The sequence below is a fragment of the Pseudomonas sp. GOM7 genome (assembly GCF_026723825.1).
Lineage (GTDB): Bacteria > Pseudomonadota > Gammaproteobacteria > Pseudomonadales > Pseudomonadaceae > Aquipseudomonas.
The window spans coordinates 297,077-318,069 of the sequence record NZ_CP113519.1; the positions used below are offsets into that span (position 1 = coordinate 297,077).

Sequence of the window (20,993 nt, forward strand, 5' to 3'; positions counted from 1 at the left end):
CCTGCCCATGAGCCTTTCGCAACTCGAAACCAGCGCCATTGCCGAGCACCGCTTGCGTGAGCGCAAGCGCTGGCGCAATTGCCTGTTGTTCGCCTTCTTGTGTGGCGCCTGCCTGGTGCTGGATATCGCCACCGGTCCCTCCATGCTCTCGCCTTGGGATGTGCTGCGTTCGTTGCTGAACATCGGTGAGCGCCAGGCGATGACCGATACCATCGTCCACGACCTGCGCTTGCCGGTGGCGCTCATGGCGCTCGCCGTTGGCGCCGCCTTGGGGGCAGGGGGCTCGCAGATGCAAACCCTGCTCAACAACCCCATGGCCAGCCCCTACACGCTTGGCATGGCGGCCGCTGCTGGTTTCGGCGCCGCGCTGAGCCTGGCCTTCGGCAGCTTCGGGCTGGGGCCGTTGATCGGCGTGCCGCTGGGCGCCTTCGCCTGCTCCATGCTCGCGGTGGCCTTTCTGTTCGCCCTGGCCACGCTGCGCCATGCCGGTAGCCACACCATCATCCTCGGCGGCATTGCCATGCTCTTTCTGTTCCAATCGCTGCTGTCGCTGGTGCAGTTCTTGTCATCGCCAGAGCTCTCGCAGCAGATCCTGTTCTGGTTGTTCGGCAATCTGGGCAAGGCCACCTGGACGACCCTGAGCATCACCGCCGGGGCCACCCTGGTCTGCTGCGCGATCCTCATGGGGGATGCCTGGAAGCTGGCGGCCCTGAGCCTGGGAGAAAGCCGCGCGGTGAGCCTCGGTGTGAACATTCGTTGGCTGCGTCTGAAGATCCTGCTGCTGGTGGCGATCATGACTGCCACGGCCACCAGCTTCGTCGGCGTGATCGGTTTCGTCGGGCTGGTAGCGCCGCATATCGCGCGCATGCTGGTGGGAGAGGATCAGCGCTTTCTGCTGCCGCTTTCTGCCATCTGTGGTGCCTTCATGTTGTCGGCCGCATCGGTTCTGTCCAAATCCATCGTTCCGGGCGCGCTGTTTCCCATCGGCATCGTCACCGCCATCGTCGGCGTGCCATTCCTGCTTTGGCTGATCTTCGCACCGCAGCGAGGCCACGCATGATCCAGCTCGACAGCCTCAGCCTCAACCGCTCTGGGCGCCGTATTCTGCATGGCCTCAGCGCCACCTTGCAGGCGGGCTCCATCCATGTGTTGCTTGGCCCCAACGGCACGGGCAAGACCACCCTGCTGCGCGCCCTGGCTGGCGATCTGCCGTTGGCCGCTGGCTGCATCGAGCACGGCGGGCAGCGCCTCGCCGCCAATGCGCCGCGCCGTGTACTCGATGCCTGGCGGCGTGCGTTCGCCTACATGCCGCAGGATTGCAGCACCGAAGTGACGTTGTCCGTACTCGAAGTGGTGGTGCTGGGCAATCTCGGGCGGATCGGTCTGCGCCTCGATGATGCCGTGCTCGAACGTGCCATGGAGAAGCTTGCTCAGGTCGGCATCGCTCACCTGGCCGGGCGCAGCATCGGCTCGCTCAGCGGTGGCCAGCGGCAGATGGCCTTCTTCGCTCAGGTGCTGATGCGCGAACCCAAGGTGATGCTGCTCGACGAGCCGGTCAGCGCACTCGACCTGCGTCACCAGATCGCCTTGCTCGACCGTGTGCGCCACGAGACTCGTGCGCGCAATCTGGTCACGGTGGTGGTGCTGCATGACCTCAACCTGGCCTGTCAGTACGCCGACAACCTGCTGGTACTGGTCGACGGCACACTGGCCGCCAGCGGCCACCCGCAGAGCATCGTCAATCCAGAATTGCTGCAAAGCACCTATGGCGTGGAGGTGGACATCCTGCATGACCGCCAGGGGCGCCCGGTGGTGCAGCCGCTCGGTGGTCAGGCGAACAGTGCACGGGAAGCGCTCGCCGCACAGCTCTGAGATCAGGCTGCGCCTTCGACGAGCCGAATGAGTGCCGCATCGTCACCCGTAGCGCCTGGCCCCGCACGGTATTGCTCTGCGCCGTAGCCCGGATGAAATCCGGGGGCTTTTTCTGTACGAGGCGTAGGGGGAATGACAAGAATGAAACCGAAACTTTCATTCGCATGAACTGCGCTGATCAATACATGGAGTGGGCATCGATGCCGAGGCATGGGCCGCCTGCTCAGAAAAACAGGGACATCCCCATCCTGCCAATCAGAAACAACAGCAGGATCAGGAAAAAGATACGGATGAACCCGCTGCCATAGCGCAGAGCCAGGAAAACGCCGGTCAGCGATCCTGCGATGTTGCACAGCCCCACGATGCCTCCTGCCAGCCACAATACGTTGCCTGATGGCGCGAAGAACAGTAGCGCCGCGCTGAACGTACCCAGATTGACGAGCTTGGCGGAGGCCGAGGCGTTCAGGAAATCGAAGCCGAAATATTTGACGAACACGAAGAGCAACAGGCTGCCGCTGCCTGGGCCGAATACGCCATCGTAGAAGCCGAGCAGCGCGCCGAAGAATATGCCTAGCAATACTTCTCGCTTGCCGTATCGCAGGTTAGTTTGTAGCTGGCCAAAGTCCTTCTTGGCGAAGGTATAGATGGCCATGGCGATCAAAACCACGAAGACGGCATATTCCATCAGCGCCTTGGGGATCAGCGAGACGGAGAACGCCCCCAGGAAAGAAAATACGAAAGCAGAGAGCATCGTTGGGAGCAGCAGTCTCCAGACGATCTTTATCCTTCTCAGGTAGCTTGAGATGGAAGAGATATTTCCCAACAGAACCGCCAGCTTGTTCGTGCCGAACACGGTGGCGAGGCTGTGTTGAGGCAGCGCATGCAGCAGTGCAGGCACCTGTACCAGGCCGCCGCCGCCGACCGCCGCATCGATCAAACCACCGCAGAAAGCAAAGAAGCCCAGGCTAAAGACGACATGTTCAATGCCCATGGAGCATGTACCGGCTCTGGTATGTTCGTGTGGCGATCATGAGGGCGTTGTGCGTTCTACGGCGGCACTGCTGTGACCATTCCGGTTGGTTGTACATGCGCAATGGCCACATGTTTTCGTGCTTCCTTTCAGTGGGTCAGTTCGCGATAAAGGCTCTGGAAAGCTCTGCCTACACGCTGGTTGTAATCCAGCATCACGCTCTTGAGTTCCGGTATGTCGAAGCCTATCCCCAGGGTACGGGCATAAGCCTGAGCGGCGGCCAATGCATGCAGCCCATGGCGATTCTCTACTTCGCCTGAGTGCCCCATGACGTAGCCCTTGGCATTGCGTAGTGCCTGTTTATCGAGGCCCAAGGAGGGATTGCACGACAAAAGTTTTTCTTCGATGTATTGGGCAACGAAGTTGTACTCTCGCCCGTTCCACAATTCCGAGGCAATCGAGGTCATCATGGCGGTCATGATGGATTGCCTGTGCTCGACAGAGTCCAAGGCGGATTTATGTTCCGCTATACCCACCTTGTAGAGAAACGTGGAAAACGCATTGCACTCGTCGACGACGAACTGACGCTCTACCCAGCGCGAAGCTCCCAACGCATCGGTCATGTAGTGATACATGCCATCGTGGCCTTCATGGCCCAGTCCGAAATCGTCTTTCGCCACCTCGTGCATGTGCGACATGACGTTGCTGTAACTGGTCTTTAGCTCCGCGGGGATGGAAACAGCATCTGCGGCCAGACGCATGATGATCTTTGCGGACACCAAACTGGTGGTCTTGTGAGTTTCATTCCAGCCGTTGAAGAACTTCAGAACGCCAGCATCCACTGCCTTCTTCGCCAGAAACGCCTTGAAACACCGCTCTGCCCAGCCTTGTGCTTCCTGGGTGGTGTCATGGCAAAGCACTTCATGCATTGCTTGCTGGAGGCTGGCTACGTCCTCGATATGGGCGGGAATGGGGGCTCTACGCGAATTGCTGCTGAGCAGGCGGCCAGGTATTTTCAAGGCGCTGATATGCTTGGGCAGGGCCTCGATGAATGCTTCGCCAAATTGCTGCATGGATATACATTGCCGAGAAACTACGGAATGGCTTTTCAGTAAGGGGACGGTCATTGTTTCACCTTTATCCTTAAAGGGGTGACTATTCAATGCGTTGGCTGTGCCAACCACCTGATGGCGGTGGTTTGGCGAACGCTAAGTTGCTTGAGTGCCCCGATCAAGTAACTTATATTCAGTCGTTCATTCACTTTAAATGAGCGATGTTGCAATGGAATTGGCACAGCTAAAGATGTTTAAAGTGGTCGCCGAGCAGGGCAGTATCGTGCAAGCATCAAAAGTGCTGCACTGCGTCCCATCCAATATTACGAATCGGTTGAAACTCCTGGAGCAGGAGTTGGGGGTGGCGCTGTTCATCCGCCATGGGCGAGGTTTGGTCGTCAGTCCGTCGGGTGAGTTGTTCCTAGCTTATGCCAACAAGATACTGGCATTTTGCCAAGAGGCGCGGAGAGCGCTCGATCCTGACGCACCGCCTTCTGGCGTATTGAAAATTGGCGCTATCGAATCGGCTGCAACAGGGCGGCTACCCGCCTTGTTATCCAGGTATCACCACCTTTATCCCGATGTTCAGATGCAATTCAGCACTGGCACCTGGTCGCAATTGATCAGCGATGTGGCCGGGCATGAGCTGGATGGTGCAATCATCGCAGTCAACTCCGGGCATCCCGACATCGTGCAAATAGAGGTGTACAAGGAACCTCTGGTAATAATTGCCTCGCCCTCCGTCGGCGAAATACGTGCACCACAGGATCTGAAGCAGGTGAACATCTTCATGTGGCCCGAGGGGTGCCCCTACCGGCGCGCACTCGAAGTTTGGCTGAGCGAACATGACGTGTCCGCCTCTATCACCAGCATCGCCAGCTATGGAACCATCCTCGGTTGTGTCAGTGCGGGTGCCGGGGTATCCCTGGTGCCGGTTGGAGTCTTCGAGCAGTTCAAGAGAATCGGCAATATCAGTGGTTACACCTTCAGCCAGTTATCGCCGGTACAGAATTATTTCGTCTGGAACAAACATGTGGGCTTCCATCGAGCCAAGGATGCTTTTGCTGAGTTGTTGAGGAATGAATTCAAGGGGCTGTGACTCGGCTACGTGTTGCAGGAGCGCGCGAGGCAAGACAGAGGTGCTCAGATATTGTCTGCATTCTTTGCTGCTGATGCATAGGCGTTCTTACCGTAGGGTGCGCTGCGCGCACCGAAATTCTGAAACTATTTAGGCCGTAAGGACAGTAAATAAATTTGTCCCCGTTTCCGATTAAGCTAACGGGCGGACAAAAGCGCAGCTTTTGGACGTCCAGCGAACGAGGTGAGCGTCAGTTGAGCGACTTGTTAGAGCCGAACGCCTTGGGCTCATATTTTGATTTGTCTTCTTGCTTATATAGCTTGTCAACTGGAAGATTGTCGAAGAGCTCATATTCTGTGACCAAAGGTTTGAATTTTTCTACCCCGTACCTTGCAAGGCAGTTATAGAAGAGAACTAGAAGCTCGTAGTCGGAAAGCTGTGCCCTTACGATGTTTGCATACTGCTTTTTATCTTTAATATCAGAGTCGCTGATGTATTTAAAAATTGTATATAAGGACCTGAAGTAATGGCCGAGTTCTTTGTGCCATTTACTCCAGAAATGATCATATGCATCTTCAAATCTCTTGGCTTCTTCTTTGTCTTTATAACACGTTTCTTGATAATAAAGTGTGCCAGTGAGTTTTTCGTAGAAGAATTTAAAGCAATCGCGTCCCTCGGTTAAGAGTTCGGTTCCATCCTCGTTCTTTTTCTTTAGGTCAATTGAGGCTGTTAAGTCGACATGTAATCTAATCATTTCAAACAATATATTTTCAAAGTGCTGCTGTTTGAATTCATTTTTCTGCTGTGCAATGGTCAGGATTAGCCCGCCTAGTGCAAGGCCGTTGAATAGAGATGTTAGAATGCCGAAGCTATCCCCAAATACGCCAGACTTTGAAACGGAGAACTCCTCTATGGGCCAGATAAATCCTAAAAGAGAGGCAAGAAATCCGAGAAATACGAGTGTAATTGCGCCAAAAACTAGCCATGGATTTGAGAAGTTCATTGCGTTGGCTCTAACTATTAATTAGCGACCATGTATGTCGCGTTTCCGTGCGACACCTATCGCACAACCTTCCTTGTCGCCCTGCAAGTCCTTGTTTCGATTGAGGAGGGTGCGTGAAACGCGACAGCCCCTGGAGAGAAACACGACAGAGATGACGGCAAGCCCAATCTGCTGGATCACTGCATCAGCAGAACCAAGCCAGAAACCTATTCCATCCACCGCTACCCTGTCCACGCTTCGTGGGCAGAATGCCATCTTGATCGTTTTCTCGCGCCAGAGTCGGCAGTCCAGACCTTCCCAAACCCACCCACAAAATCTGTTAACACCACTGTGGATAACCTTTGCAAAAGCGCTCCACGCCTAGCATTCAAGCGGGTCTAGGCAAGCCGTTCAGTTTTTGCCCAATGACGCTTTGCTGGCGTTATTGCCAGGCGGAATATCGCTTTTAATCAATCACTTGGCGCGGGTTTTCAACAGCGGCGCTGGGCGAGGTCTGGTTTCCGGGAGTCGTGCACAGAATCTGGGGAAAGCGTTGTGGATAAGGTCTGGGAAAACCTCTTGGAGCCAGGCGGGGTAAGGGTTGCGCGGGGCTGGTGGTTTTTCGTGCGATGTCGCTCGGCTTCATCTTCTATAGCTAAATTGGCCGGCTGATCGTAGGGCGAACCGGAACGCCAACCGCTGTAGGGCGGCCTCAGGAGCGCCTGCGAACAGCCCGCCGGGCCATGCCGAGTTCGGCACCACGACTCACGGCCAACACTCCCCCCAACGGCGTACTGCTCCGTACGCGCAGCTTGCCATCGCTTGGTGGGTTACGCGGCGTATCGAGTTGGTACGTGGCTTGTTAGTGCGTTGCCCATGCGCCGCCCACCCTACGGGTGCCACGTCCATGCAGCGTAGCGGCCCTGTCGCCGCTGAAGCGCCTCCCACAGGGCTGATCCCTCTGCATCAATACGATTTCTTTACGCCCCGGCAGCGGGGCGGCAATCGAATTTTTACGGCCAGCCTTTCGACAATGCTCGCGAGCGGATTCCCCGCATCGTGGAGCTTTGTAGATGAACGCAATCGATGGTGTGTCGCTGATCCTGGTGGTCGGCCTCTTCGCCTATCTGCTGGTGGCGCTGCTCACCGCAGGGCGTGGTTGAGGAGGCGGCCATGCACGACTACGACTGGCTGCTGCTGGCGGCCTTTTCCCTGCTGGTGCTGGCACCGGCACCCTTTCTCGGGCGCTACTTCTATCGCGTGATGGAGGGCCAGCGCACCTGGCTCAGCCCTGTGCTGCAGCCGCTGGAGCGCCTGTGCTACCGCGGGGCTGGCGTCGACCCTGAGCGAGAGCAAAGCTGGCGCGGCTACACCCTGGCGCTGCTGGTCTTCAGCCTGGTGTGCCTGCTGGGGCTGATGAGCATTCTGCTGCTGCAGGGCGCCTTGCCGCTCAACCCGCAGCAGCTCGCCGGACTGAGCCTGCCGCTGGCGTTCAACACGGCGGTGAGCTTCGTCACCAACACCAACTGGCAGGCCTACAGCGGCGAGGCGCAGCTCAGTTATTTCAGCCAGATGCTCGGCCTTGGCGTGCAGAATTTCGTCAGCCCGGCAGTGGGTTTGGCGGTGCTGGTGGTGCTGTGCCGGGGTTTGGCGCGGCAGTCCAGCGACCGCCTGGGCAACTTCTGGGTCGATATCACCCGCGCTGTGCTCTACGGCCTGTTGCCGCTGTGCTTAGTGCTGGCCGTGCTGCTGGTGTGGCAGGGCGTGCCGCAGAATTTCAGCGACTACCTCTCGGCCACTACCCTGCAGGGCGGCGAGCAGAGCCTGCCGATGGGGCCGGCGGCCAGCCAGATCGCCATCAAGCAGCTAGGCACCAACGGCGGCGGCTTTTTCGGCGTCAACTCGGCGCATCCGTTCGAGAACCCCACGGCGCTGAGCAACCTGCTGGAGCTGGCGTCGATCCTGCTGATCCCGGCGGCGCTGGTGTTCACCTTCGGCCATTACGTGCGTGACCTGCGCCAGAGCCGGGCGATCCTGGCCAGCATGCTGCTGCTGTTCGTCATCGGCCTGGGCGTGTGCGCCTGGGCGGAGCTGCAGCCGAACCCGGCGCTGGCCGGGCTGCCCATCGAGCAGGTGGGCTCGCTGGAGGGCAAGGAAGCGCGCTTCGGCAGCTTCGCTTCGGTGCTCTGGGCGACCACCACCACGGCGGCGTCCAACGGTTCGGTGAACGCCATGCACGACAGCTTCAGCGCCCTTGGTGGGCTGGTGCCGCTGGTCAACATGCTGCTCGGCGAGATCGTCTTCGGCGGCGTTGGCGCCGGCCTCTACGGCATGCTGCTGTTCGTGCTGATCGCGGTGTTCCTCGCCGGCCTGATGATCGGTCGCACCCCGGCCTACCTGGGCAAGAAGCTGGAAGCCCGCGAAGTGCGCCTGATGGTCGCCACACTGCTGGTGATGCCGCTCGGCGTGCTGGTGTTCGGCGCCCTGGCGGTGAGTTTCGCCGGCCCGGCGGCCTCCATCGGCAATCCCGGCCCGCACGGTTTCAGCCAGGCGCTGTACGCCTACGGCTCGGCCACCGGCAACAACGGCTCGGCCTTCGCCGGCTTCACCGCCGACACGCCCTACCACGACCTGATGCTCGGCCTGGCCATGCTGCTCGGGCGCTTCGGCTACATCCTGCCGGTGCTGGCGATTGCCGGCAGCCTGGCGGCCAAGCGCGCTGCGCCGCAGGGGCAGAACAGCTTCCCCACCCATGGGCCGCTGTTCGTCGTGCTGCTGACCCTGACCATCCTCCTGGTGGGTGGCCTGACCTTCATGCCGGCGCTGGCCCTGGGCCCGCTGGCCGAACACCTGGCGTTCTGAAGGAGAAACCGTGATGAATGCCCCCGTAACGGCGCAACGCAGCGCCCAATCGTCCAGCAGCCAGCCGCAGACCGGCCTCGGCGCGCTGTGGCGCCCGGCCCTCAAGCAGGCCTTCGTCAAGCTCGACCCGCGCCAGCTGGTGCGTTCGCCGGTGATGCTGGTGGTGGAGCTGACGGCGCTGGTCACCAGCGTGCTGTGCTTCGTCCCCAACCCTGCGGTCAGCACCGCCCTGGGCGTGCAGATCGCTCTGTGGCTGTGGTTCACCGTGCTCTTCGCCAACTTCGCCGAGGCCCTGGCCGAGGGCCGTGGCAAGGCCCGCGCCGACAGCCTCAAGTCCGGTAGCCAGGGCTTGATGGCGAACAAACAGGTCGGCGCGCAGTTCCAGTCCGTACCGGCCAGCAGCCTGCGCAAGGGCGATGTGGTGCGAGTCGAGGCCGGCGAGCTGATCCCCGGCGACGGCGAGGTGATCGAGGGCGTCGCAGCGGTCAACGAGGCGGCGATTACCGGCGAGTCCGCACCGGTGATTCGTGAGTCCGGCGGCGACCGCTCGGCGGTCACGGGCAATACCCGGCTGGTGTCGGACTGGCTGCTGGTGCGCATCAGCGCCAACCCCGGCGAGTCCACCCTCGACCGCATGATCGCCCTGGTCGAAGGCGCGCGCCGGCAGAAGACGCCCAACGAGGTGGCGCTGGATATCCTGCTGATCGGCCTGACTCTGATCTTCCTGCTGGTGGTGGCCACGCTGCAGCCGTTCGCCCGCTTCGCCGGTGGCGACCTGCCGCTGATCTACCTGGCGGCGCTGCTGGTGACGCTGATCCCCACGACCATCGGCGGCCTGCTCTCGGCCATCGGCATCGCCGGCATGGATCGCCTGGTGCGCCTCAACGTCATCGCCAAGTCCGGCCGCGCCGTGGAGGCCGCCGGCGACGTGCACACCCTGCTGCTGGACAAGACCGGCACCATCACCTTCGGCAACCGCCGCTGCAGCGCCATGCTCAAGGCGCCGGGCGTCACCACGCTGGAGCTGGCCGAGGCGGCGCTGCTGGCCTCGCAGGGTGACGACACGCCCGAGGGCAAGTCCATCGTTGAATACCTGGCGGCGCTGCACCCGATAGAGGTGCCCGAGCGCAGCGGCATGACCCTGATCGCCTTCAGCGCCGAGACGCGGCTGTCCGGCGCCGACGTGAAGGGCGTGGCCTACCGCAAGGGCGCGGTGGACGCCGTGCTGGCCTACCTCGGCCTGGGCCGTGATGAGCTGCCGGCGCCGCTGGCGCGCGAGGTGGAGAAGATCGCCCAGAGCGGTGGTACGCCGCTGCTGGTGGCCGGGGACGGGCGCCTGCTCGGTGCCATCCACCTCAAGGACGTGGTCAAGCCGGGCATCCGCGAGCGTTTCGCCGAGCTGCGCGCCATGGGCATCCGCACCGTGATGGTCACCGGCGACAACCCGCTGACCGCCGCCGCCATCGCTGCCGAAGCGGGTGTCGACGACGTGATCGCCGAGGCCACGCCGGAGAAGAAGCTCTCGCGTATCCGCGCCGAACAGGCCGAAGGCAAGCTGGTGGCGATGTGCGGCGACGGCGCCAACGACGCCCCGGCGCTGGCCCAGGCCGACGTCGGCCTGGCCATGAACGACGGCACCCAGGCCGCCCGCGAGGCCGCCAACCTGGTGGATCTGGACAGCGACCCGACCAAGCTGATCGACGTGGTGCAGGTGGGCAAGGAGCTGCTGGTGACGCGCGGCGCGCTGACCACCTTCTCGGTGGCCAACGACGTGGCCAAGTACTTCGCCATCCTCCCGGCGCTGTTCGCCGGCATCTACCCGCAGCTTGGCGCGCTCAACCTGATGCAGTTGCACAGCCCGCAGAGCGCGATCCTCTCGGCCATCGTGTTCAACGCCCTGATCATCGTCGCGCTGATCCCGCTGGCGCTGCGCGGCGTACGCATCCAGGCGCTGGACGCCGGCCAGTTGTTGCGGCGCAACCTGCTGATCTACGGCCTCGGCGGGCTAGTCGCGCCATTCGTCGGGATCAAGCTGCTCGACCTGTTGCTGGTGGGGTTGGGCTGGGTGTAAGCGCGTTGTTTCGCCCACATGCGGTCTGCTCCCTCTCCCATTTATTGGGGGCACGCCTAGTGGAGAGGGCTGGGGAGAGGGTAGGGCAGGCCACTCGGTATTACCGGATAGACCCTCTCCCCCGGCCCCTCTCCCGCAAGCGGGAGAGGGGAGACAAGCGACGTAGCCCGGATGCAATCCGGGGCCACACGAATCAGGAGATTCAACATGCTCGACCATATCCGTCCCGCCATCGTCACCCTGGCGTTGATGACCTTGCTCACCGGCGTGGCTTACCCGCTGGCCGTCACCGGCGTGGCCCGGGTGGCCTTCCCCGAGCAGGCCGCCGGCAGCCTGGTGCGTGACGACGCCGGCCAGGTGCGTGGCAGCCGCCTGATCGCTCAGGCCTTCACGGGCGATCAGTGGTTCCAGCCGCGCCCTTCGGCCGGCGATTACGCCACCGTGGCCAGCGCTGCCAGCAACCTGTCAGCCGGTAATCCGAAACTGTTCGCCCGCATCGAGCAGGCCAGCGCCGGGCTTACCGGCCAGGCGCCCGTGCCGATGCAACTGGTGACCACCTCGGGCAGCGGCCTCGACCCGCACCTGTCACCCGATGCCGCCGCCTGGCAGATCCCGCGCATCGCCCAGGCCCGTGGCCTGAACGAGGCCGAGTTGCTGCGCCTGGTCGAGGCGCATACCGAGCGCCCGCTGTTCGGCCCGGCGGTGGTCAATGTGCTGGCTCTGAACCTGGCACTGGCCGACAATCCATCCACTTCTTCCCAGTGACGAGTGCTCGATGAACGACAGCCTGCGCGCCGAAGCGCTGCTCGCCGACCTGCCCCGCGAAGGGCGCGGGCGGCTCAAGGTGTTTCTCGGTGCGGCGCCGGGCGTGGGCAAGACCTACGCCATGCTCCAGGCCGCCCATGCGCAACTGCACCAGGGCGTGGCGTTGCGCGCCGGGGTGGTGGAAAGCCACGGCCGCAGCGAGACCGAGGCGCTGCTGGTGGGGCTGCCGCAGCAGCCGCCACTGCGCCTGCCCTATCGCGGCCTGGAGTTGAGCGAGATGGATCTCGACGGGCTGCTGGCCGACCCGCCGAAGCTGGCGCTGGTAGACGAGCTGGCGCACAGCAACGCCCCCGGCAGCCGCCACGCCAAGCGCTGGCAGGACGTGCAGGAACTGCTCACCGCCGGCATCGACGTCTACACCACGGTCAACGTCCAGCACCTGGAAAGCCTCAACGACCGCATCCGCGACATCACCGGCGTGCAGGTGCGCGAGACGGTGCCGGACTGGGTGCTGCAGGAAGCCTACGAAATCCAGCTAGTCGACCTGCCGCCGCGCGAGCTGCTCGAACGCCTGCGCGACGGCAAGGTGTACATGCCCGAGCAGGCGCGCGCAGCCATCGACGCCTTCTTCTCGCCCACCAACCTCACCGCGTTGCGCGAGCTGGCCATGCAGACCGCCGCCGCACGGGTCGACGCCGACCTCGACCAGCGCTACCGCCAGCTCGGCCAGGCTGCGCCCAGCGTGCTCGGCCGCCTGCTGGTGGGGGTGGACGGCGATGGCGAGGCCGAGCGTCTGGTGCGCCACGCCTGCCGGGTCGCCGAGCGCCGTCATCTGCCCTGGTCGGTGGTGCACGTGGACAGCCGCCGGGCCATGGACGAGGAGCAACGCGGGCGTCTGCAAGCGGCGCTGCGCCTGGGCGAGCGCCTCGGCGGCGAGGTGGTGACGCTGCACGGCGACTCGGTGGCGTGCACGCTGCTCGACCATGCCCGTGAGCGCCGTGCCAGCCTGATCCTGGTCGGCAGCAGCACGCCGCGTTTGCGTCGGCGCTGGTTCGGTCGCGGCCTTGGCGAGCGTCTTCTGGCCGCCGGTGCCGGGCTGGAGGTGAGTGTGCTGGATGCCAAGGACGGCCAGCCGAAAGCGCGGCGGCGCCCGCGTATCGCGCCGCGCTGGCGCGACTACCTGCTGGCCGCACTGGCCAGTGCCCTGGCTTCGCTGCTCTGCCTCGGCCTGGCCCAGGTGCTGGAGCTGCCGAACATCTCCCTGGTGTTTCTCGTCGCCGTGCTGCTGGTGGCGGTGCGCAGCAGCCTCGGCCCGGCGTTGCTGTGTGCCGGGCTGTCGTTCCTCAGCTACGACTTTCTGTTTATCTCACCGACCTGGACGCTGCAGATTCATCGCCACGAGGACGTGCTGACCCTGCTGTTCTTCCTGCTGATGGCGGCGCTGACCGGCAACCTGGCCAGCCGCCAGCGTCGCCAGGTGCAGGCGTTGCGCCAGGTGCAGGGCGAGACCACGGCGCTGCTGGAGCTGTCACGCAGGCTTACCGCCGCCGCCGACCGCCAGGCCGTGCTGGCGGTGGCCGAGCAGCAACTGGGCGGCTGGGCGGGCATGCAACTGACCCTGTTGTCGCGCGATGCCGAGGGCCAGTGGCGCCATGAAGGCGCTGCCGAGGTCGAACTGTTCGATGCCGAACGCGCTGCCGCCGACTGGGCCTGGCAGCACGAGCAGCCCGCTGGCCTCGGCACCGACACCCTGCCCGGCAGTCGCTGGTGGTGGTGGCCGCTTTGTGGCGAGGAGGGGCCGTTGTTGCTGATCGGCCTGCAGAGCGCCGACGGCGCGCCGCTGGCGGACGAGCGCCGGCGCCTGGTCGCCGCCCTGGGCCAACCGCTGGCGCAGGCCCTGGCCCGTGCGCAACTGGCCGAGGAGCTGGAGGCCGCGCGCCTGCACGGGCAGACCGAGGAACTGCGCAGCGCGCTGCTGGCCTCGGTATCGCATGACCTGCGCACGCCGCTGACCGCCATGCGCGGCGCCATCGACAGCCTGCTGGCGCTGGGTGATGCCATCCCCGCGGCGGATCGCACCGAGCTGCTGGAGGGCACCCGCGACGAAGCCGAGCGCCTCGACCGCTATATCCAGAACCTGCTCGACATGACCCGCCTCGGCCACGGCGGACTCAAGCTGGCGCGCGACTGGGTGGCGCCCAGCGACATCGTCGCCAGCGCCCTGCAACGCCTGCGCGCGGTGCTCGCGCCGCTGCGGGTCGAGTGCCTGCTGCCGCCGGAGCCACCGCTGCTGCGTGTGCATGCGGCGCTGATCGAGCAGGCGCTGGTCAACGTGCTGGAGAACGCCGCGCGCTTCTCGCCGCCCGGTGGCCGCCTGCGCGTGGCGCTGGAATACGACGAACAGGAGCTGCGCTTCGTCGTCGCCGACCAGGGCCCTGGCATTCCCGAGGCGGAACGGGCGAAGATCTTCGACATGTTCTACACCGCTGCGCGGGGCGATCGCGGCGGCCAGGGCACCGGCCTGGGCCTGGCCATCTGCCAAGGCATGGTTGGCGCTCACGGCGGTCGCGTCACGGTCGGCGAGGGCCTCGATGGCCGTGGCGCCAGCCTGACCCTGCACCTGCCGCTGACCGCGCAACCGCAAGCCGCCGAGGAAGACTGATGAGCCAGGGGCCGAGCATTCTGCTGATCGACGATGAGGCGCAGATCCGCAAGTTCCTGCGTATCGCCCTCAGCGCCCAGGGCTACCGGGTGCTGGAGGCGGCCAACGGCGAAGACGGCCTGGCCCAGGCGGCGTTGCATAACCCCGATCTCGTCGTGCTCGACCTCGGCCTGCCCGACCTCGATGGCCAGCAGGTGCTGCGCGGCCTGCGCGAATGGAGCCAGGTGCCGGTGCTGGTGCTCTCGGTGCGCGCCAGCGAGGGCGAAAAGGTGCTGGCGTTGGACGGCGGCGCCAATGACTACGTGACCAAGCCGTTCGGCATCCAGGAATTCCTCGCCCGGGTGCGCGTGCTGCTGCGCCAGGGCCAGGGCCGCGAAGCGCTGCCGGCGAGCATCGCCTGTGGCGCGCTGAGCATCGACCTGGCCTATCGCCGGGTCAGCCTCGACGGCGCCGAAATCGCCCTGACGCCCAAGGAATACGCGGTGCTGGCGCTGCTCGCCCAGCACCTCGGGCGGGTGGTGACCCAGCAACAGTTGCTGCGTGATATCTGGGGCCCCAGCCATGTCGGCGACAGCCATTACCTGCGCGTGGTGGTCGGCCACCTGCGGCAGAAGCTCGGCGACGACCCGGCCGCGCCGCGCTATCTGATCACCGAGGCCGGTGTCGGTTATCGCCTGCGCGACTCGCAATAAACCACGCACCTGACGGATATCCTCGGCACTGAGCGGATAGAGCGACAGGTTCGTCCGGCGGAAGATCGATCCAACGCAAGCAATCGTTGGAGTCGCCGCCATGCAAGGTCGTTACATTCAAGTTCCCGCGAAGGATGGCCAGTTCGCCGCCTATCTGGCCGTTTCGGTCGACGGCAAAGGGCCGGGCGTCGTGCTCTGCCAGGAGATCTTCGGGGTCAACGAGGCCATGCGCGTGGTGGCCGATCACCTGGCCGAGGAAGGCTACACCGTACTGGTGCCGGATCTGTACTGGCGTCAGCAGGCGGGTGTCGAGCTAGGCTACACCCCGGAAGACTTCGACAAGGCCCTGGCGCTGTACCAGGCCTTCGACGAGCACCTCGGCGTGGCCGATATCGACGCCAGCCTGAGCTTCCTCAAGACCCTGCCCGAATGCAGTGCGGCCGGGCTCGGCGTGGTCGGCTACTGCCTCGGTGGCAAGCTCGCCTACCTGGCCGGCTGTCGCCTGCCGCAGGTGGCTTGCGCCGTGGGCTACTACGGGGTCGGCATCGAGAATGCCCTGCACGAGCTGGAAGGGCTGCAGGGCCGCCTGGTGCTGCACCTCGCCGAGCTCGATGGCTTCTGCCCGGCGCCGGCTCGCGAGGCCATCGTCGCGGCGCTGGCGCAGCGCCCGGGCACCGAGGCCTACGTCTACCCCGGGGTCGATCACGCCTTCGCTCGCCCGGCCGGGCACCACTACCACAAGCCTTCGGCGCTGCTGGCCCACGAGCGCAGCATCGCCGCGCTGCGCCGCACCATCGGCCCGGACTACAACCTCTCCGACCTGTGGGAGGAACACATCCGCCACGAGTTCGACACCCGCGACGTGCCGGCGACCATGGCCACCATGGTGCCCGAGCCCTATGTCAACCATATCCCCACCATGACCGGCGGCGTGGGTTACCGCGAGCTGGCGCGCTTTTACCGCTACCACTTCGTCCACGGCAACCCCAAGGACATGGCGCTGACGCCGATCTCGCGCACCATCGGCGCCTCGCAGATCGTCGACGAATTCATCATGAGCTTCACCCATGACCAGGAGATCGACTGGCTGCTGCCCGGCGTTGCGCCCACCGGTCGCTTCGTCGAGATCCCCATGCTCGGGGTGGTCAAGTTCCGTGGGCCGAAGCTGTATCACGAGCACATCTACTGGGATCAGGCCAGCGTGCTGGTGCAGATCGGTCTGCTCGATCCCGAAGGCCTGCCGGTGGCCGGTGCCGAAACCGCGCACAAGCTGCTCGACGAGAGCCTGCCGTCCAACACCCTGATGCCGAGCTGGGCGACCAGCGCCGGCAAGCCGATCGAGGGCTGAGCCATGAGTCTGCACAGTCTCGACGGCAAGGTCGCCGTGATCAGCGGCGGCGCCACCCTGATCGGCCGCGCGGTGGCCGAGGCGCTGCTCGCCGCCGGTGCCCGCGTAGCCATTCTCGACATCGACCCGCAGGGCGCCGCCGTGGCCGATGAGCTGGGCAATGGCGCGCTGTTCATCGCCCTGGACCTGACCGACGACGCCGCCGTGGCGGCGGCCATCGACCGCATTCACGGGCAGTTCGGCCAGGTCGATCTGCTGGTCAACCTGGCTTGCACCTACCTCGACGACGGCCTGGCCTCGACCCGCGCCGACTGGCTGCGCGCCCTGGACATCAACCTGGTGTCGGCGGTGATGCTGACCCAGGCGCTGTGCGCCGACCTGCAGGCGCGTCGTGGCGCGGTGGTCAACTTCACCTCGATCTCCGCGCAGTGCGCGCAGACCGGGCGCTGGATCTACCCGGTGTCCAAGGCAGCCATGCTGCAACTGACCCGCAGCATGGCGATGGACCTGGCGCCGCTGGGCATCCGCGTCAACTCGGTATCGCCGGGCTGGACCTGGTCGCGGGTGATCGCCGAGGTCAGTGGCGGCGACCGCGCCCATGCCGACCGCGTGGCCGCCGATTTCCACCTGCTCGGGCGCCTGGGCGAGCCGGCGGAGGTGGCCCAGGTGGTCGCCTTCCTCTGCTCGCCGGCGGCCAGCTTCGTCACCGGCGCCGACTACGCGGTGGACGGTGGTTACTCGGTGATGGGCCCGGAACGCAACCAGCCGGCCATCCCGCGTCTCGCCGAACGGGAGTGAGCCTCATGAGCAATCCCTTCTGGCGCCTTTTCAACGGTTTCACCCCCACCCGCCACTCGACTCTCCGGAGGACTCCCATGCGTCGAATCGCCATCGTCGGGGCCGGCCAGGCCGGCCTGCAACTGGGCATCGGCCTGCTCGCCCAGGGCTATCACGTCACCCTCACCACCAATCGCACAGGCGAGCAGGTGCGCAGCGGCAAGGTGATGTCCAGCCAATGCATGTTCAACAACGCCCTGCAGACCGAGCGCGACCTCGGCCTGAACTTCTGGGAGGAGCAATGCCCAGCGGTGGAAGGCATCGGCCTGAGCGTGCCCAACCCCGAGCGTCCGGGCGAGAAGCTGATCGACTGGAGCGCGCGCCTGGATCGTTATGCCCAGGCCGTCGACCAGCGCCTGAAGATGCCGGCCTGGATGGACGAGTTCGAGCGCCGTGGCGGCGAACTGATCATCCAGGACGTCGGCCTGCCCGAGCTGGAGCAACTGACCCAGAGCCATGACCTGACCCTGCTGGCCGCCGGCAAGGGCGAGGTGGTCAACCTGTTCGCCCGCGACACCGAGCGCACCGTGTTCCAGCAGCCGCAACGCGCTCTGGCGCTGACCTACGTGAAGGGCATGACGCCCAAGTCGCCCTATTCGCGGGTGGCCTTCAACCTCATTCCTGGCGTCGGCGAGTACTTCGTGTTCCCCGCCCTGACCCTCAGCGGGCCGTGCGAGATCATGGTCTTCGAGGGCGTGCCCGGTGGCCCCATGGACTGCTGGCAGGACGTCACCTCGCCCGAGCAGCACCTCGAACGCAGCCTAGAGATCGTCCAGCGCTACGCCCCCTGGGAAGCCGAGCGCTGCCGCAATCTGGAACTGACCGATGCCGGTGGCGTGCTCGCCGGGCGCTTCACCCCGATGGTGCGCAAGCCGGTGCTGCGCCTGCCGTCCGGGCGCACGGTGTTCGGCATGGCCGACGCCCTGGTGGTCAATGACCCGATCACCGGCCAGGGCTCCAACAACGCCGCCAAGTGCAGCAAGGTCTACCTCGACGCCATCCTCGCCCAGGGCGACGCCGCCTTCACCCCGGAGTGGATGCAGCAGACCTTCGAGCGCTACTGGGACTACGCCTGCCAGGTGGTCAAGTGGACCAACAGCCTGCTCACCCCACCGCCACCGCACATCCTCGAACTGCTGGGTGCCGCCAGCCAGTCGCAGGCCATCGCCGCGCAGATCGCCAACGCCTTCGACGACCCGCGCCGCTTCGCGCCCTGGTGGTTCGACGCCGCGCAGTGCCAGGACTTCATCCAGAGCCATATGAGCCGTGCCGCCTGATCAGGAGACCGCCATGACCGATTCCACGCTTATCGCAGTCGAGGGTGTCGAGCCGCGCAGCCTGCGCAACCTGCTCGGCCAGTTCGCCACCGGGGTGACGGTGATCACCACCCGCACCGCCGACGGGCGCCGGGTGGGCATGACCGCCAACTCCTTCTCCTCGGTATCGCTCGACCCGCCGCTGGTGCTCTGGAGCCTGGCGCGCACGGCGCCGAGCCTGCCGGACTTCCTCGCCGCCAGCCACTTCGCCATCAACGTGCTGGGCAGCGACCAGCATGGCCTGTCCGGGCACTTCGCTCGACCTGCAGCGGACAAGTTCGCCGGCATCGATTGCGAGGAAGGGCCGGCTGGCGTGCCCCTGCTCAATGGCGCCATCGCCACCCTGGTGTGCCGTAACGGCACGCAGTACGAGGGCGGCGACCACCTGATCTTCCTCGGTGAGATCGAGCACTACCGACACAGCGGCGGAGAACCGCTGGTCTTCCATGCCGGGCAGTACCGGGTCGCCGTCGCGCATCCTGCCACCGCCCTCTGAGCCTGCCGCCAAAACGACAAATACAGGAGCCTTGCATGTCTCAGATCCGCTACCTGCCGCTGGCCTTGGCACTCGCCACCAGCGGCGCCCAGGCCTACGACCTTCCCGTGGTCAACCTGGGGCTGACCAGCTTTCTCGACGGTGGCCTGCCGGCTGGCCCCGGTTGGTACTTGCAGCAGTACTACCAGCGCTACAGCGCCGACCGCCTGCGTGATCGCAACGGTGATCGCATCGGTCTGCCGAAGACTGAACTCGACTATCAGGTAGCGGTGACTCAAGTGAGTTACCTATCCAATCTGCGCCTGGGCAACGCTAGTCTCGGTCTCAACGCCGTACTGCCGATCGTCACCAAGATGGATGTGGATGACGGCCTGAATAACGCCGCGCTGAAGGCACAGGATGGTATGGGCGATCTGCTGGTCGGGCCGTTCATCCAGTTCGACCCGATCATGGGCCCGGACGGCCCGCGCTTCGTGCACCGCATCGAGTGGCAGGTGAACCTGCCGACCGGCGAGTACAGCGACAAGCGCGACATCAACCCAGGCAACAACGCGGTGTCGTTCAACCCCTACTGGGCGGCGACCTACTGGTTCAACCCCAAGTGGTCGGCCTCGGTGCGTGCGCACTACCTGTACAACTTCCGCAATGACGACCCCAGCTATGCCTTCGGCGACGTGTCCGACATCCAGGCCGGGCAGGCGCTGCACGCCAACTTCGCCACCGAGTACGCGGTCACTCCGCAACTGCGCCTGGGCCTCAACGGCTACTGGCTCAAGCAGATCAGCGATACCAAGGTCGACGGCCACGAGGTCTCCGGCCGCCGCGAGAAGGTCTGGGCCATTGGCCCGGGGGCGATGTACAGCTTTTCTCAGGAGGATCACCTGGTGGTCAACGCCTACTTCGAGCAGGACGTGGAAAACCGCCCGGATGGCAGCCGCCTGCAGGTGCGTTACATCCACCACTTCTGATCCCGCTTGCATCGATTGCCTGCCGGCGCCCCTCCGGCAGGCCTTTTCTGCTGCGCCGTGCTGGCGCCTGTGATTGTCCGCTACCGGCCGCGACTCGGGCGTGCCGAGGCTGGCCGGTGGCCCGAACCGGAGAGCCGCGATGGACGACCATCCGCTGATTTGCCGCACCGACCTCCAGGGGCGGATCACTTTCTGCACCCCGGCTTTTGCCGAATACCACGGCTACCGGGTCGACGAACTGCTGCAACGACCCTTCGCCCTGCTGCGCCATGCCGACATGCCGCCGGCACTGTTCGCCCACCTCTGGCGCACCCTTGGCCAGCAGCACACCTGGCTCGGCCCGCTGTGCAACCGCCATCGTGACGGGCAGGCGCTTTGGCTGGAGCTGTATATCAAACCGGTGCATGGCGCACAGGGCATCAGCGGTTATGGCGCGTTGTACCAACCGCTGGACGAGGCCGCGCAACGGCGTGCCGAACGGGGCCTGGCGCGGGTGCGCCGTGGGCGGACACCGGGGCGCGCCCTGCGTGGCTGGTTGCACGGCGCCTGGCCCTGGCTGGCGGCTTCGACCGGTTTGCTGGCAGGCGCGTCGCTGTTGTCCATGGGCTGGGCCGAACAGGGCCTGGCACTGGGCTGCGTATTGGGCGCGGGGCTGATCTCGCAGCGGCGCCAGGCGCGGCGTGTGCAGAGCCTGCTGGAAGGTGGCCGAGTGCTATGCAGCGATCCCTGGCTGTCCGGTTTCTCGACGATGAACCCCTGGCCGGGCGTCTGGCCCTGGCCCTGCGCAGCGAGGCGCGACGCTTGCAGACGGCGCTGCTGCGCATTGGCGCCGCCGGTGGTCAGCTCGAACAGCGCGCCGCCGAGGTCGCCAGCCTGATCCGTCACGAGGCGGCGCGCCTCGATGTGCAGCGCGACAGCAACCACCAGGCTGCCACTGCTCTGCACGAGCTGGCGGCGACCATCCAGGAGGTGACCGGCAACGTGCATGGCGCCAGCCAGGGCACCGCCGATGCCAGTGCGCA

At 64.7% G+C, this 20,993-nt stretch carries 18 protein-coding genes; 15 read left to right on the forward strand and 3 right to left on the reverse strand.

Annotated elements, in window-relative coordinates; all coding sequences use genetic code 11:
- The first annotated feature begins 7 nt into the window (after positions 1-7).
- Positions 8-1,060 carry a FecCD family ABC transporter permease gene (locus OU800_RS01290; RefSeq protein ID WP_268180567.1) on the forward strand — a complete coding sequence of 351 codons (1,053 nt, stop codon included), beginning with the start codon at positions 8-10 and terminating at the stop codon, positions 1,058-1,060.
- Positions 1,057-1,872: an ABC transporter ATP-binding protein gene (locus OU800_RS01295; protein WP_268180569.1), complete on the forward strand. Its 816-nt coding sequence runs from the start codon at positions 1,057-1,059 to the stop codon at positions 1,870-1,872. Before OU800_RS01290 ends, OU800_RS01295 begins: the two co-directional genes overlap by 4 nt.
- Positions 1,873-2,095: 223 nt before the next feature.
- On the opposite strand, the gene OU800_RS01300 is transcribed toward OU800_RS01295, so the two are convergent.
- Complete coding sequence (locus OU800_RS01300; protein ID WP_268180570.1) at positions 2,096-2,863, reverse strand: sulfite exporter TauE/SafE family protein; 768 nt, start codon at positions 2,861-2,863, stop codon at positions 2,096-2,098.
- 128 nt (positions 2,864-2,991) lie between these two features.
- On the reverse strand, positions 2,992-3,969 hold the full coding sequence (locus OU800_RS01305) for a hypothetical protein (RefSeq protein ID WP_268180572.1): 978 nt from the start codon (positions 3,967-3,969) through the stop codon (positions 2,992-2,994).
- A 154-nt stretch (positions 3,970-4,123) separates the two neighbouring features.
- On the opposite strand from OU800_RS01305, the gene OU800_RS01310 reads away from it, so the two are divergent.
- Positions 4,124-4,993, forward strand: coding sequence for a LysR family transcriptional regulator (locus tag OU800_RS01310; RefSeq protein ID WP_268180573.1), 870 nt, complete (start codon positions 4,124-4,126; stop codon positions 4,991-4,993).
- 229 nt (positions 4,994-5,222) lie between these two features.
- Here the strand turns inward: OU800_RS01310 and OU800_RS01315 are convergent, their stop codons facing one another.
- Entirely contained in the window at positions 5,223-5,975 is a 753-nt protein-coding gene (locus tag OU800_RS01315) for a putative phage abortive infection protein (protein ID WP_268180575.1), read from the reverse strand.
- Positions 5,976-7,027: 1,052 nt separating this feature from the next.
- Here OU800_RS01315 and kdpF point away from each other — a divergent pair.
- The 12 genes from kdpF (at position 7,028) to OU800_RS01375 (ending at position 20,848) form a co-directional block, all read left to right on the forward strand.
- The gene (gene kdpF, locus OU800_RS01320; RefSeq protein WP_017676012.1) at positions 7,028-7,117 is read left to right on the forward strand and encodes a K(+)-transporting ATPase subunit F; all 90 of its coding nucleotides are present in this window, start codon (positions 7,028-7,030) and stop codon (positions 7,115-7,117) included.
- Positions 7,118-7,127: 10 nt separating this feature from the next.
- A complete protein-coding gene (gene kdpA / locus OU800_RS01325) occupies positions 7,128-8,816 on the forward strand; it encodes a potassium-transporting ATPase subunit KdpA (RefSeq protein WP_268180577.1) in 1,689 nt (562 codons plus the stop codon).
- A gap of 13 nt (positions 8,817-8,829) precedes the next feature.
- The gene (gene kdpB, locus OU800_RS01330; protein WP_268180579.1) at positions 8,830-10,887 is read left to right on the forward strand and encodes a potassium-transporting ATPase subunit KdpB; all 2,058 of its coding nucleotides are present in this window, start codon (positions 8,830-8,832) and stop codon (positions 10,885-10,887) included.
- 207 nt (positions 10,888-11,094) lie between these two features.
- Positions 11,095-11,652 carry a potassium-transporting ATPase subunit KdpC gene (gene kdpC / locus OU800_RS01335; RefSeq protein WP_268180580.1) on the forward strand — a complete coding sequence of 186 codons (558 nt, stop codon included), beginning with the start codon at positions 11,095-11,097 and terminating at the stop codon, positions 11,650-11,652.
- A 10-nt stretch (positions 11,653-11,662) separates the two neighbouring features.
- Positions 11,663-14,314 (forward strand): sensor histidine kinase, encoded by a 2,652-nt coding sequence (locus tag OU800_RS01340; protein WP_268180581.1) that lies wholly within the window; start codon positions 11,663-11,665, stop codon positions 14,312-14,314.
- On the forward strand, positions 14,314-15,006 hold the full coding sequence (locus OU800_RS01345) for a response regulator (protein WP_268180583.1): 693 nt from the start codon (positions 14,314-14,316) through the stop codon (positions 15,004-15,006). Before OU800_RS01340 ends, OU800_RS01345 begins: the two co-directional genes overlap by 1 nt.
- A 100-nt stretch (positions 15,007-15,106) precedes the next feature.
- Complete coding sequence (locus tag OU800_RS01350) at positions 15,107-16,354, forward strand: dienelactone hydrolase family protein (protein WP_268180585.1); 1,248 nt, start codon at positions 15,107-15,109, stop codon at positions 16,352-16,354.
- A 3-nt stretch (positions 16,355-16,357) separates the two neighbouring features.
- The gene (locus tag OU800_RS01355) at positions 16,358-17,152 is read left to right on the forward strand and encodes an SDR family oxidoreductase (protein WP_268180587.1); all 795 of its coding nucleotides are present in this window, start codon (positions 16,358-16,360) and stop codon (positions 17,150-17,152) included.
- A 77-nt stretch (positions 17,153-17,229) separates the two neighbouring features.
- Positions 17,230-18,468, forward strand: coding sequence for a styrene monooxygenase/indole monooxygenase family protein (locus OU800_RS01360; RefSeq protein WP_268180588.1), 1,239 nt, complete (start codon positions 17,230-17,232; stop codon positions 18,466-18,468).
- A gap of 13 nt (positions 18,469-18,481) precedes the next feature.
- Positions 18,482-19,003 carry a flavin reductase family protein gene (locus tag OU800_RS01365; RefSeq protein WP_268180589.1) on the forward strand — a complete coding sequence of 174 codons (522 nt, stop codon included), beginning with the start codon at positions 18,482-18,484 and terminating at the stop codon, positions 19,001-19,003.
- Between the two features lie 35 nt (positions 19,004-19,038).
- Positions 19,039-19,971, forward strand: coding sequence for a SphA family protein (locus OU800_RS01370; RefSeq protein ID WP_268180591.1), 933 nt, complete (start codon positions 19,039-19,041; stop codon positions 19,969-19,971).
- 139 nt (positions 19,972-20,110) lie between these two features.
- On the forward strand, positions 20,111-20,848 hold the full coding sequence (locus tag OU800_RS01375; protein ID WP_268180593.1) for a PAS domain-containing protein: 738 nt from the start codon (positions 20,111-20,113) through the stop codon (positions 20,846-20,848).
- Positions 20,849-20,993 lie beyond the last annotated feature (145 nt).

Excerpts from the sequence above, each read along its gene's own strand:
- OU800_RS01305 (WP_268180572.1), bottom strand. The coding sequence starts at position 3,969 with ATGACCGTCCCCTTACTGAAAAGCCATTCCGTAGTTTCTCGGCAATGT.
- OU800_RS01360 (WP_268180588.1), top strand. The coding sequence starts at position 17,230 with ATGCGTCGAATCGCCATCGTCGGGGCCGGCCAGGCCGGCCTGCAACTG.
- kdpA (WP_268180577.1), top strand. The coding sequence starts at position 7,128 with ATGCACGACTACGACTGGCTGCTGCTGGCGGCCTTTTCCCTGCTGGTG.
- kdpC (WP_268180580.1), top strand. The coding sequence starts at position 11,095 with ATGCTCGACCATATCCGTCCCGCCATCGTCACCCTGGCGTTGATGACC.
- OU800_RS01300 (WP_268180570.1), bottom strand. The coding sequence starts at position 2,863 with ATGGGCATTGAACATGTCGTCTTTAGCCTGGGCTTCTTTGCTTTCTGC.
- OU800_RS01355 (WP_268180587.1), top strand. The coding sequence starts at position 16,358 with ATGAGTCTGCACAGTCTCGACGGCAAGGTCGCCGTGATCAGCGGCGGC.
- OU800_RS01350 (WP_268180585.1), top strand. The coding sequence starts at position 15,107 with ATGCAAGGTCGTTACATTCAAGTTCCCGCGAAGGATGGCCAGTTCGCC.
- OU800_RS01370 (WP_268180591.1), top strand. The coding sequence starts at position 19,039 with ATGTCTCAGATCCGCTACCTGCCGCTGGCCTTGGCACTCGCCACCAGC.
- OU800_RS01375 (WP_268180593.1), top strand. The coding sequence starts at position 20,111 with ATGGACGACCATCCGCTGATTTGCCGCACCGACCTCCAGGGGCGGATC.
- kdpB (WP_268180579.1), top strand. The coding sequence starts at position 8,830 with ATGAATGCCCCCGTAACGGCGCAACGCAGCGCCCAATCGTCCAGCAGC.
- OU800_RS01365 (WP_268180589.1), top strand. The coding sequence starts at position 18,482 with ATGACCGATTCCACGCTTATCGCAGTCGAGGGTGTCGAGCCGCGCAGC.
- OU800_RS01295 (WP_268180569.1), top strand. The coding sequence starts at position 1,057 with ATGATCCAGCTCGACAGCCTCAGCCTCAACCGCTCTGGGCGCCGTATT.
- OU800_RS01290 (WP_268180567.1), top strand. The coding sequence starts at position 8 with ATGAGCCTTTCGCAACTCGAAACCAGCGCCATTGCCGAGCACCGCTTG.
- OU800_RS01345 (WP_268180583.1), top strand. The coding sequence starts at position 14,314 with ATGAGCCAGGGGCCGAGCATTCTGCTGATCGACGATGAGGCGCAGATC.
- OU800_RS01315 (WP_268180575.1), bottom strand. The coding sequence starts at position 5,975 with ATGAACTTCTCAAATCCATGGCTAGTTTTTGGCGCAATTACACTCGTA.
- kdpF (WP_017676012.1), top strand. The coding sequence starts at position 7,028 with ATGAACGCAATCGATGGTGTGTCGCTGATCCTGGTGGTCGGCCTCTTC.
- OU800_RS01340 (WP_268180581.1), top strand. The coding sequence starts at position 11,663 with ATGAACGACAGCCTGCGCGCCGAAGCGCTGCTCGCCGACCTGCCCCGC.
- OU800_RS01310 (WP_268180573.1), top strand. The coding sequence starts at position 4,124 with ATGGAATTGGCACAGCTAAAGATGTTTAAAGTGGTCGCCGAGCAGGGC.